The sequence below is a fragment of the Phormidium sp. CCY1219 genome, from assembly GCF_055795085.1.
The window spans coordinates 1-11,494 of sequence record NZ_JAYFEQ010000643.1 but is presented as its reverse complement, the minus strand read 5'-3'; the positions used below and the strand labels follow the sequence as shown (position 1 = coordinate 11,494).

Annotated in this window: 9 protein-coding genes; 5 read left to right on the top strand and 4 right to left on the bottom strand. The window is 50.1% G+C overall.

Features of this window, described 5'->3' with window-relative positions; genetic code table 11:
* Window positions 1-219: 219 nt before the first annotated feature.
* Both mutL and AC0QH1_RS18555 read right to left on the bottom strand, forming a co-directional pair.
* On the bottom strand, window positions 220-1,890 hold the full coding sequence (mutL, locus tag AC0QH1_RS18560; protein WP_324632750.1) for a DNA mismatch repair endonuclease MutL: 1,671 nt from the start codon (window positions 1,888-1,890) through the stop codon (window positions 220-222).
* A 193-nt stretch (window positions 1,891-2,083) separates the two neighbouring features.
* Window positions 2,084-2,785, bottom strand: a complete 702-nt coding sequence (locus tag AC0QH1_RS18555) for an NAD(+)/NADH kinase (RefSeq protein ID WP_324632747.1) — start codon at window positions 2,783-2,785, stop codon at window positions 2,084-2,086.
* A gap of 822 nt (window positions 2,786-3,607) precedes the next feature.
* Between AC0QH1_RS18555 and AC0QH1_RS18550 the strand changes: the two genes are divergently transcribed.
* On the top strand, window positions 3,608-4,318 hold the full coding sequence (locus AC0QH1_RS18550) for a hypothetical protein (protein ID WP_324632746.1): 711 nt from the start codon (window positions 3,608-3,610) through the stop codon (window positions 4,316-4,318).
* A gap of 134 nt (window positions 4,319-4,452) precedes the next feature.
* Here the strand turns inward: AC0QH1_RS18550 and AC0QH1_RS18545 are convergent, their stop codons facing one another.
* Window positions 4,453-5,877, bottom strand: a complete 1,425-nt coding sequence (locus tag AC0QH1_RS18545) for an AAA-like domain-containing protein (RefSeq protein WP_324632745.1) — start codon at window positions 5,875-5,877, stop codon at window positions 4,453-4,455.
* Between the two features lie 180 nt (window positions 5,878-6,057).
* On the opposite strand from AC0QH1_RS18545, the gene AC0QH1_RS18540 reads away from it, so the two are divergent.
* Complete coding sequence (locus AC0QH1_RS18540) at window positions 6,058-8,754, top strand: CHASE2 domain-containing protein (protein WP_324632744.1); 2,697 nt, start codon at window positions 6,058-6,060, stop codon at window positions 8,752-8,754.
* Between the two features lie 243 nt (window positions 8,755-8,997).
* On the top strand, window positions 8,998-9,237 hold the full coding sequence (locus AC0QH1_RS18535) for a hypothetical protein (RefSeq protein WP_324632743.1): 240 nt from the start codon (window positions 8,998-9,000) through the stop codon (window positions 9,235-9,237).
* Window positions 9,238-9,340: 103 nt separating this feature from the next.
* Here AC0QH1_RS18535 and ilvC read toward each other — a convergent pair whose 3' ends face one another.
* Complete coding sequence (gene ilvC, locus AC0QH1_RS18530; protein WP_324632748.1) at window positions 9,341-10,336, bottom strand: ketol-acid reductoisomerase; 996 nt, start codon at window positions 10,334-10,336, stop codon at window positions 9,341-9,343.
* Window positions 10,337-10,612: 276 nt separating this feature from the next.
* Here ilvC and AC0QH1_RS18525 point away from each other — a divergent pair, with 276 nt between their 5' ends.
* Together AC0QH1_RS18525 and AC0QH1_RS18520 are read left to right on the top strand one after the other, a co-directional pair.
* Window positions 10,613-11,245, top strand: a complete 633-nt coding sequence (locus AC0QH1_RS18525) for a hypothetical protein (RefSeq protein WP_324632742.1) — start codon at window positions 10,613-10,615, stop codon at window positions 11,243-11,245.
* A gap of 4 nt (window positions 11,246-11,249) precedes the next feature.
* Entirely contained in the window at window positions 11,250-11,378 is a 129-nt protein-coding gene (locus AC0QH1_RS18520) for a hypothetical protein (protein ID WP_324632741.1), read from the top strand.
* Window positions 11,379-11,494 lie beyond the last annotated feature (116 nt).

Sequence of the window (11,494 nt, the reverse complement as noted above, 5' to 3'; positions counted from 1 at the left end):
TCCTAGGGGCGAAAGCAATTCCTCTAAATACTGCTTGGCAAATTGGTCGTGGGCGGTTCTAGTCATTTTATGAATCCTTCCAAGGTCGCATCTAAACTCACTGGTGTACGATCGCCGGCTGCATATCGGTCTTTATACAGCATCTGGCTGGCAAAAGTATGCTGGTTAAAAAGTCCGCTTTCGGGAAGCTAAGCCGCAACTTCTATTCGCCCGGTCTTTCTAAATTCCATGACTTTTACCAATCACCCAACTGCGGCGGAAAAACCGGGCTAACGCCGGTTCTTCTAACGCCAAATAGATGGGACGTCCGTGAGGACAAGTGCGAGGGGTGCGGGTGCGTTGCCAGCGGTCTAAAATATCCTGCATCTGCGGGACGCTGAGGGGGGTGCCGTTGCGGATGGCGGTGCGACAAGCGATCGCAACCTGTGCGGTTTGCAAGTCGCCGCCCAAACTAATTTCTACCAAAGCGTCAGCACAATCGTCGCGTTCTACCAGCGGTTTGGGGGCGCTGCGAATCGCCCACAACTCGGTGCCAAAGGGGCTGACTTCCAGGCCGATTTCTTCCAGGCACTCGATTTGCGTGGGTTTGAGATTACCGATCGCCACGGGGGATTTGAGGGGGACGATTTCCCAGCGATCGCACAGGTCCTCGTATAAAATTCGCTCGTGGGCGATATGCTGCTCGACCAACCACAAGCCCCCGGGATGTTCCGCCACAATATAGGTTTGGTTCACTTGTGCGACCGCGCGCAGGGGGATGAGGGGATGCGCTTCGCTTTCCCGGGTTCGCTCGGGTTCGCTTCCGGGGGTGGGAGAAACGTGATAGCTTCCCGTGGGTTCTGCAGCTTTCAGTAACTTGTTGACACGCTCTTGTGCGATATCGGGTGTAGCTTCCGGGTTGAGGCGCAAGGCTTGCCCGATCGCCTCACTCACTCGGTTTTGCCATTCCCCCATGTTTTTCAGATAAATCTCTGCTTTGGCGGGGTGGCGGTTCCAGTCGATTTGGTCTGCTGTCAGTCGCAGGTGAAGGAAGCAAATCGGATAGCGATCGCGCGGTAAGGTGCGCGCAAATCCGGCAACGATGGTTTGCTCCAATTCCGGCGATCGCACCAAGCGCCCGTTAACCGCTACCTTGACCCAATCTGACCGACGGCGATGACAGCGATCGGGCAACCCCAACACCACCTGGATCTGCTGCTCGCCCTCTACCTCTAATTTTAACTGTGCCAAATCCTCGCGCGCGATCGTGCGGAGAATCTGTGGTAAAATGTTTTGTGCGGTTTGTCCGGGATTAATCCGAAACCAGGAGCGATCGTTGTGTTCTACCTGCCAGTGAACCAGGGGATGGCACAAGGCGATGTGCTGAATGGTTTGTTGCACGGTTTTTAACTGTTGCGATCGCGAAGGCAAGCTCTGCCGTCGCGGTTTCCAGCGCTCGAACAAATCCGACACGGTGACGATGGTTCCGGGTGCGATCGCCGTGGGTTCTATCTCCACCGCCTCTCCCTGGGCATTATACAGCACCCGCCACCCTTCTCCTCCAGCAGTGCGGCTGAAAATTTCCAGGCTTGACAAATGCGCCAAACTATGCAATGCTTCCCCGCGAAATCCCAAACTGGTAATTTTCCACAAGTCCTCCACCTGGTGGATTTTGCTGGTACTGTGGGCGGTGGCGGCAAGTTTCAAGTTCTGCAAATCCATGCCGCAACCATTGTCCGCTACCCGCACTCGCCACAATTCGGGCCACAAGGAAATGGCAATCCGCGTCGCCCCGGCATCTAGGGCATTTTCCAGCAATTCTCGCAAAACCGCTGCTAGAGAGTCGATGGTCTCTCCGGCGGCGATCGAATACACCACCTCGGCGGGTAACGTTTGGATGCTGTTTGACATCGCGCCCATCCCGGAACCGGAATTTTCTTCTAAAGTCGCTGGTTTCACTTGGCTGGTTCGGCATTCCCCGGCAAAACAGAAGTCTTATTTTATCAAGAAATGAGGACAAATGCAAAGCCAATCTCCACAGATGCGCGGCGTGGAAAGAGCAGCAGATTAGCGATACCAGGGTTTAGCGACTCGATTTTTTCCCTCACGTTTCGTGGTTATGAGACACTAATCGCGCCACTTGCGATGCTTTCTTGATGATGATGCAATGTTCTGGCGCGATCGCCACTACCGAGGGATAATTATCCGCCGCTAGCTGACCTTTCCCCCGGGTGATTTCAATCCCTAATTCGGAATTCTCTTTGAGTATCAACGGCTCTTTTTCGTCCGTAGAATTATTAAACGCCACACCGATTCCCGCTGAAAAACAGCTCCTCGTTACCGCTCTATAATATCCCGTAGACCCGAAGGGAGTAGCCACGACTACACCATCTCCGATGGCGGTTTCTACTTCTTTTCCATCCACCATCGTTTTAAATCGAATCGCACGAGTGGGGTTTTCATTCCTTAGCACAATGTCATTAACCGCCAAGAAACTTCCCCCGGAATAAATCGCTTCCAGTTTGATAATTTCTTTGATTCTCCCCCGACCGGATTTCAGCATTTCCAGCATCTCATCCAGGGATTCGTTATGGCACTTGTAGCAAATCAGACTGTCTCTCACCAGTAACTTCGGAATTCCAGGCAGTTGTCGTTCTGCTTCTAGATAGGTTCCATCTCCACCCACGGTAATCGCAAAGTCAGGATTTTCGCAGGAATATTCAAACCCCTGCTTCTCCACAAGCGCCTTCACTGAGTCGCATTTATCGCGATTTTTGGCATAAACGAAAAATGTCTTTAGCTCCATCGTAGCGTTCCTGCATTGACTGACTGCTTCGCTTTCATTTTGCCATAGTTTCTCCCGGAATGACTACGATCGCCCATTCAGTTTGTGGCACTCGGCTCATTATTTTCTTTGTCGGCTAAACCTGATGGCCAAGCGATCGCCACCCCCGCGAACCCTTTGATTTCTATACTCAACGATTTGGTGTTTTATATACTTAATCGGCGTTCGAGATCCACGGTCTGCATGTGTACGGCATACCCTGTCCTTACGGGAGATTTGCGATTGTTATTTTTGTCACGAGTACATAGCATAAAGCACGATCTAAAACATAGGGGCGCGGCACTGCTATGTTTTTCAACCTATTTGTATAAAATATTGGTGCCCTCTCTCCCTCGGATCGAGGGTCAGTGTCCGGAGGAGAATGGTACAGTTACCCCGAGGATGAGAGGGCGATCGCACCCAGCCTTTGATGCGATAAAACTGCATCCAAATCGAATTGATTTTTCGGTTTCTAATTTATCCAAAATATAAAACCGCTCGAAAATAGCGCCTGTAGGTGGATTGAGTTTGTTGACTCCACCCTTTCAGCGTGCGTATCCTTCTACTTTTACCACAAATTACTCCAAATGTCAACCCTTTGGGAAAAAATTATCAACTTTTATCAACCTTTGCCGTGACGGGGAAAAAAATCGCGATTTAGCGGCAAAGCTATCAACTTTTATCAACTTTTCTATATTTACACTGGAGAGAAACCCTAGCCATACTAGATACAGAACCGGGAAAAACAGGTTGCCCCTTTCGGGACATGATGTTTCCCCCGGCCCTTGAAATTAGGAGTTTACCATGACCTCTTTCTCTTTTGCTACCGCAAGTGCTGCTGTAGTAGTTGCGATCGCCACCGTGGGTATTGCCCCAGCTACCGCCAGCACCCTCTCCTTCGATTACGATGGAACCATTGATATCAGCGCTGAACTGAGTTTTTTTGCTAACCAGTTACTCGGAGAAAATGCCAGCACTGTGGAACAGGCGCTCAACTTTTCAGACAGCTTTGCGGGCACTTTCGACGTATCAGATGACCCGAATCAATATCTGGATGGAGATATTAATATCGAGTATGATTTCTTCAGCGATTTAACGGGTTTCGATTGGTCGGATTTAGGAATTACGGGTATCGAGGATATGCTCGATTTGAATTTTAGCGGCACAGGGTCGTTGTGGTCAGAAACCGCCAATGCTTCCACCGACTTTGACTTTGCTTATGATAGCGCCATTGAGTCGATTGTGATTACGGGGTACGATACCGATATTGTCGAATATTGTTCCACTGGATATTGCACAACCGAAGCATCGGGAGAATTCGATTTGTTTACCACCATATTCGAGTCAGAAACCGCCTTGGTGAATGGGGACGTGAATTTGGTGCTCTCCACCGAACCGGAATCGATGTCTGAAACCGAACCCACATCAATTCCAGAACCGACTCCTTGGCTGGGTTTAGTGGGAATTGGTGCTTGGATGCTGAAGAAAAAAACCGCCCCACAACACTGCGCTTAAATGCTTTGGTTTTCATAATCCTGCCTCGAGGGATTACTAGCAAACGCGAGGTAAAAATCAGAGTCAATCAACTGGGTTGGGGAGCGATCGCAACTCTGCGCACCGCCTATTTTTGTGGCAAATCTGCTGGCGTTTTAGGAAGTGACGGATTCGAGGCGATCGCGAAAATATTGCCGATACAACTCGCAACTCACCGTCACGCGATCGCCCTTTAAATTCACCAATCCCATGCTGTGCAATTTAAACCCTTCAACCTGTCCCATTTGCACCGATTCGGTGGACGAGATGGACTTTTGAAATGCCGAAGCCAAAGCGGGATGCTGTTGCAAACTTCGCAAATGTCGGTGCAAGTGGTCGCCATAAATTCCCGCATCGGTTGCCGCATTTTCCATCAAAGATTCCCAGGAAATATCTTGGTTTGCCAAATGATATAATGCCAGTCGAACCAAATAGGGATGACCCCCAATCAGTTCCCTTAACTGACGCAATTGCTCCGCATTCGGGTTGAGCTGATGGCGTCGAACCAATTCCGCCACTTGCTCTGAAGTAAATGGCTGCAATTCGATAGGCAACCCCACATTTAAAGGCGATTGATTGATATCCAAAGGAATATATATTTCCGTAGAATGAACCATGATTAAGCGCAACTTTTGCCAAGTAGAGTTAGTTTTGGTGCGTTCGTGCCAAAAGCGCAGTAAGGTAAAAAATTCTTCGGCAATTTGAGGGCGATCGATAATTTCATTTACCTCCTCTAACGCCAAAACCAAGCACCCCTCCAGTTGCTCCAGGATATAGCCTTCGATGTAGAGAGTACAGCTCATTTTGGTGCCCAAGTCTTCATCCCAATAGTCATCCAGATGAGGCGGAAAACCCAATTGTTGCGCTAAATTGGCGCAGAACCACCGCAATAATCGATTTAAGTCACTCAATAAGCTTTCTTCCACTTGCTGAAAGTGCAGCAATCCACTTTGACAGCCGCATTCCCGGGCGCGCGCTAAAATGCGATTCATTAAAGAACTTTTCCCCATTTGTCTGGGCGCTTTGATGCGAATAAATGCGCCGGGGCGGACGATTTCTTGATAGCATCGCTGTTCGTGAGGTACTCGTTCGATATAAAATTGAGAATCTAAAGGAACGCTATCTTGCGGGAGTTCTAAGGCGATCGCCGTTGTCGGTAGCCTGCATTTTCCCGGGGTCGCCTCCAGTGACGAAACGGGCATTTTTGCCTTTTCCATCCCCTTATTTTCCCTCAAGCTGGTTGTCGGCGGAATTTTCGCCACATTTTCCGCCAAAATCCGCCGTTCTATCGTGGCGCGAACGTTACTTTTCGTCACTTTTTCCCCAAACGCTTGGGAGAGAAGTTTCCACAACTTCGGTCCGACCCCTTGTTTGATATAATTGCTCGAGTAGCCGTATTCCGCCGCAATTTCATCATAGGTTTTTTTCGTCCCTTGCAAAGATTCGCTCAAAATCGTCCGCTGCAAATCGCTGAAATGCTCTCCGGTGTTGTCATAAACCACGGTTTCCACAAATCTTAAGTATTCGTTAACATCGCTCATCGCTTTATCCTTTTATGGTAATCTAAGATAGCGTCTCGAACGCGAACCCGAGTCCGACCCGGATCCGGGGCGCGGGTTCCTTTCGCCCGGTGAAGAATTGTCCCCAAAGGTAAGGCAAAGCATTGTAACATAAAGTAGCAAAAATTACCCCTGCCAAGCATTCCGTTCCGGTGATGTTTTATGATTTATCAAGTCGGCGGTAGTCTGATTGCAGATGCGCCGAGTTATGTGGAAAGAGAAGCCGACGCGCAACTTTATGAAGCCTTAAAGCAGGGCGAATTTTGTTATGTGCTCAATTCGCGACAAATGGGAAAATCTTCTTTGCTGGTGCGAACCAAAAATCGCCTAGAAAAAGAAGGGGTTCTCTGTAGCGCCATCGACTTAACGGGAATGGGTAGCGAAACTGTCACCCAAGAACAATGGTACAAAGGGGTGGTGTCTCAGCTTTGGTTGGGGTTTAAACTGTTGGGGAAAGTGAAGGTGAAGCCTTGGTGGCGCGATCGCCAAGATTTGCCCATCGTGCAACGACTGAACCAGTTTATCCGCGAGGTGCTGCTGGTGGAGTTTCCCACCCAACCCTTGGTGATTTTTATCGATGAAATCGATAGCATTTTAAGTTTACCCTTTTCTGCGGATGATTTCTTTGCCCTAATTCGATATTGTTACAATCAGCGCGCCATCGATGCGGAGTATCGGCGGATTACCTTTGCGATTTTTGGCGTCGCTACCCCCTCGGATTTAATTCGCGATAAAAAGCGCACGCCGTTTAATATTGGCAAAGCAATCCCCCTCCAGGGATTTACCTTAGCCGAAGCGCAACCTTTGGCCAAAGGATTAGCCGATCGCCGCCCGCAGCCGAACCGGGTTTTACAGGATATTTTAACCTGGACCGGCGGACAACCTTTTTTAACCCAAAAAATCTGCCAGTTAGTGGCACAATCCCCGCCAGAAGACTCGGTAGAAACTATCGTGCGATCGCGCATTATTCAGGGATGGGAATCCCAAGACGAACCGGAACATCTGCGAACCATCAGCAATCGGATTTTAAACAGCGATCGCCTCGCCAGCAGACTGCTGGGAATCTATCAACAAATACTCTGCAAAAACCAAGTACCCACCGATGACAGTCGCGAACAAATCGAATTGCTCCTCTCCGGTTTAGTCGTCAGCACAGGCGCAACCTTACAAGTCAAAAATCCCATTTATCAAGCTATCTTTAACCAACGATGGGTCGCCCAACACCTGGAAAATCTGCGCCCCTACGCCTCACAATTTAACCGTTGGGTGGCTTCGCAACAGCAAGATGAATCCTATTTGCTGCGCGACTTGGCCTTACAACAAGCCCTGGCTTGGTCGGAAAACAAACAACTAAGCGATTTGGATTATCGGTTTCTCAGTGCCAGTCAGGAACTCGCCAAACGAGAAATAGAAAGCGATTTAGCGCTCGAAAAACTGGAACGAGAAAAAGCACAATTTGCCCTACAAGCCGCCGATCGCGCTTATCCCATTTTAGCCCAAGCTCGCCAAAAAGCCAAAGACCGCGCCAAAGACCTCCGCCTCGGCAAATCGTGGATTTTTGCCATTGCTGTTATCGTTACCACGGGCATGTTTCTCCTGCGCTGGAGTGGATTATTGCAAAGCATGGAATGGGCCAGTTTGGATTGGTTTTTCCAACACCGCCCCCGAGAATCAGTTGACGATCGCATTGCCATCATTACTATCGACGAAACCGATTTGCAGCAACTCGGTCAGTATCCCCTCACCGATGGCAGTTTAACCCAGGTTATTGGCGAAATCAAAGCACAACAACCCAGAGCGATCGGATTGGATATCTATCGCGACTTACCCGTAGAACCCGGATATCAAGAGTTGGTCGAACTGTTTGAAACCACACCCAATTTAATCGGCATTGAAAAAGTCGTGGGCAGTCGGGTTGCGCCGCCGCCAATCTTAGCCGATTTAGGTCAAGTTGGATTTGCCGATCAAGTATTAGATGGGGATGGAAAAGTGCGCCGCGCTTTGCTATCAGTGCGCCGTAACAAATCGGAACTAAAACTCAGTTTTGCCCTGAAATTGGCGCTCAAATATTTAGCGGCAGAAGGCATTGAACCCCAAGCCCGAGGCAACAGTAAAATGCAACTTGGAAACGCCCTATTAATTCCGTTTGTGGCGAATGATGGGGGCTACCTGCGTGCTGAGGCGGGAGGCTATCAATTATTACTCAATTTTCGCGGGAGTGCAGGGCAATTTAACACTTTTTCCTTGATGGATGTATTGGAAAAGCGAATTCCCCCCGCCGCCTTGCGCGATCGCGTGGTGTTAATCGGCGCAACTGCAGAAAGCATTAATGACTTATTCCAAACTCCCTATAGCAGTGGGGCGATCGGCACTCCCGATCGCATGGCTGGGGTAACGATTCACGCCAATATTGTCAGCCAATTGTTGAGTGCGGCGATTGAAGGCAGACCCCTGTTGCGCGGCTGGTCAGAACTGATAGAATGGCTGTGGATTTTTCTGTGGTCTGGCGTCGGGGCGGCGATGGCTTGGCAATTGAAAGCGCCAAAATGGATTGCTCTGGGAAGCGCGATCGCCGGGAGTGGATTGTTTGCGATCGCCTATCTGGCGTTTTTGCAAGGATGGTGGATTCCGCTGGTACCGGCGATCGGTGGATTTCTCGCCGCCGCAATCGTCACCCCGATGGCGATCGCGCGCCGCCAGGACAAAATTCAACTCCATCAAACCGTATATTTCCTGATAGCAATGGCCCGGGAAGAACCCGCCGCCGGACAAATTGCCATCGAATATCTCAAGCAAAGTGAAACGCCGGAAAATCGCTTGGCGATCGGGCAAATTTTGCAGGAAGAACATCCGCAATAAATCAAACGGCGATCGCGAAATAGGGCGATCGACAGTTGCTCTACACAGCAGCAATCCGGTAGACATTGCCCACCCGATCCAAACTTGGTAGCGCCACTGGGGTGGGAGACGCTTTCGCCGCCCCTCGCCGGAACCCGCGCGTTTTTTTCGCAGTGGCTCAAATTGCAAAAATTCGCTACAATCGAGATAAAGGATTAGCCTATAGAAAATTCTCGTCCCTTAGCCGTTTGGTTAGATACACAAATGCTTAAAACCACCTTAATCGCTGCCACAGTTATCCTCGGATCCCTTTATATTGGCTTCGGAGACCAAATTGAGTTTCTCCCAGAAAACATGCAAACCGCCAGTTATAACACCCGCACGGGGCTGACGAACTTTGCCCAAGGACTGGTACCCGGTTGGGTCTCGAACACGAAAGAGAAGCCCGATATGTTCGAGCGCACCAACGAGCAACTCGAACAAGAGGAGCAAGACGCAGAATAATTGCGGGTTCGTACTGTTGCGCCCTACCGAACATCTGTGAGTGAAAAAATCCCGCAGATGTTCGGCTATTTTTAGTGGAATTGAAGACAAAAAAGCGCGTTATCTATTTCTTCTTCAACCAGCTAAACATGGCGCGCAAATCTTTGCCCACTTCCTCGATGGGATGTTCCGCTTCTTGACGGCGCATTGCAGTAAATCCGGGTTTGCCGGCTTGATTTTCCAGGACAAAATCGCGAGCAAATTGACCGGATTGAATTTCCGAGAGAATTTTCCGCATTTCGGTACGGGTTTGGTCGGTGACGATGCGCGGACCGCGAGTATAGTCTCCATATTCGGCAGTATTGGAGATGCTATCGCGCATGTTGGCCAAACCGCCTTCCACGACTAAATCGACGATGAGTTTGACTTCATGGAGGCATTCAAAATAAGCCAATTCCGGTTGATAGCCGGCCTCTACGAGGGTTTCAAATCCGGCTTTAATTAAAGCACTTAAACCACCACAGAGAACCACCTGTTCGCCAAACAAATCGGTTTCGGTTTCTTCGCGGAAAGAGGTTTCCAGGATTCCCGCGCGCGTCCCGCCGATGCCTTTCGCGTATGCCATTGCCCGATCGCGCGCTTGACCGGTGGCATCTTGATACACCGCAAACAAACAGGGCACCCCTTCTCCTTGTTCGTAAGTCCGGCGCACCAAATGTCCCGGTCCTTTCGGCGCAATCATTACCACATCCACGGTTTCTGGGGGTACCACTTGGCCGAAATGAATGTTAAAACCGTGGGCAAAAGACAACACTTTGCCGTCGGTTAAATGGGGTTCGATTTCGTTTTTATAGACGGTTTTTTGGACTTCATCCGGCAAGAGAATCATAATCCAATCCGCCGCTTTTGCCGCATCGGCGACGCTATGCACGGTCAAACCCGCATCTTTTGCTTTAGCGGCGGATTTACTGCCGGGATACAGCCCGACAATGACGTTTATGCCACTTTCTTTCAGATTGAGAGCGTGGGCATGACCTTGGGAACCGTAGCCGATAATCGCCACAGTTTTGCCGTTGAGCAGGTCTAAATTAGCATCTTCGTCATAGTACATCCGGGCCATAATCGGCGTCTCCTTCGATCGCTTGTCGTTAATCTTGCAAACTCCGTATCTTATCACAGAAGTGTCCGGGGTTCGCGGATTCCCCCACCGGGGCGATCGCCCCCATCCCTACCCGGGCACCCAAGGCGTGGATCCGACGCCGACTTTCCCCCGCCGATCGGTTCTTGGTCAATCGAGAGCGTTATAGGGTGGGCAACGAGTGGCCCACCCTACGCGGTGATTGAGTTGGTTCTAAAATTAAAATTAAAGCAATGGAATTGATGAGGTTTTGACTCGATGGATGAAGTGGTAAGAAAGGTAGCGGCGTTGGGACTGCCCGGAGTGCTCCTGGCGATCGCAATGGGAGCAACCGGTTTGACAGGGGGTGCGGCGATCGCCGCTGGATTAGCTCTGTTGGGCGGTCCGTCGGGAATACTCGGTGGCATTGGCGTATTGGGCATTACAGGCTTAATTGCCGATTATTTGGCCAATGACAGCATCGATCGCTTGCTGAGTGAAGTGTATCAATTGCGAGCGAGAACCGAACGCACTGGGGAGTTATTAAGAGAATTGGATAACTTGCCCCTGTCGGACGAACTTAAATCTCGGCTGAAGTGGGAAGTGACTCAAATCGGCAACAACCTTGCCAACTTTGCTACGACAATTTCACCGCTGACCCAAGAAGCGATCGAGATTTTAAATAACGTTCGCGGGATAAATTATGCTTCGGAAAAGGATTTGAAAAGCTCGCGACCGATTTTTACCCTTAGAGATGGAACGGTGGTTAGAACCTGGAAAAATCCGTTTGGCATCGACCATATTTTTTTGGCGGATAGCAATGGGAATATTATTTATGGCGGGTTTGTGAGTTGGTTTGATGCGGACAATCTCAACGAAGCCATTGAGTTGTTGCGATCGCAATTTACTTGAACCGATGGGGCAGTGGATAGGGAGAGGGCGACAGGTTGTCGGATCGCAAGGCCCGGAGTGGGCGTGGGGGGGCGTCTCGAGCGGCGATCGCGATCGGGGGTGGCGCGATCGCCTTTACCGAGAATCGGCGTAAAGCCCCCGGATTTATCCGTGGGGATATAAGCCGAGCGATTGACCCCCGGTCCCCCGCAATTATATTCGTTGGACATGATAAGGCTTGGTGCTGTATAATATCATAAGGAGGTGAAG

Excerpts from the sequence above, each read along its gene's own strand:
- mutL (WP_324632750.1), bottom strand. The coding sequence starts at position 1,890 with ATGTCAAACAGCATCCAAACGTTACCCGCCGAGGTGGTGTATTCGATC.
- AC0QH1_RS18555 (WP_324632747.1), bottom strand. The coding sequence starts at position 2,785 with ATGGAGCTAAAGACATTTTTCGTTTATGCCAAAAATCGCGATAAATGC.
- AC0QH1_RS18550 (WP_324632746.1), top strand. The coding sequence starts at position 3,608 with ATGACCTCTTTCTCTTTTGCTACCGCAAGTGCTGCTGTAGTAGTTGCG.
- AC0QH1_RS18545 (WP_324632745.1), bottom strand. The coding sequence starts at position 5,877 with ATGAGCGATGTTAACGAATACTTAAGATTTGTGGAAACCGTGGTTTAT.
- AC0QH1_RS18540 (WP_324632744.1), top strand. The coding sequence starts at position 6,058 with ATGATTTATCAAGTCGGCGGTAGTCTGATTGCAGATGCGCCGAGTTAT.
- AC0QH1_RS18535 (WP_324632743.1), top strand. The coding sequence starts at position 8,998 with ATGCTTAAAACCACCTTAATCGCTGCCACAGTTATCCTCGGATCCCTT.
- ilvC (WP_324632748.1), bottom strand. The coding sequence starts at position 10,336 with ATGGCCCGGATGTACTATGACGAAGATGCTAATTTAGACCTGCTCAAC.
- AC0QH1_RS18525 (WP_324632742.1), top strand. The coding sequence starts at position 10,613 with ATGGATGAAGTGGTAAGAAAGGTAGCGGCGTTGGGACTGCCCGGAGTG.
- AC0QH1_RS18520 (WP_324632741.1), top strand. The coding sequence starts at position 11,250 with ATGGGGCAGTGGATAGGGAGAGGGCGACAGGTTGTCGGATCGCAAGGC.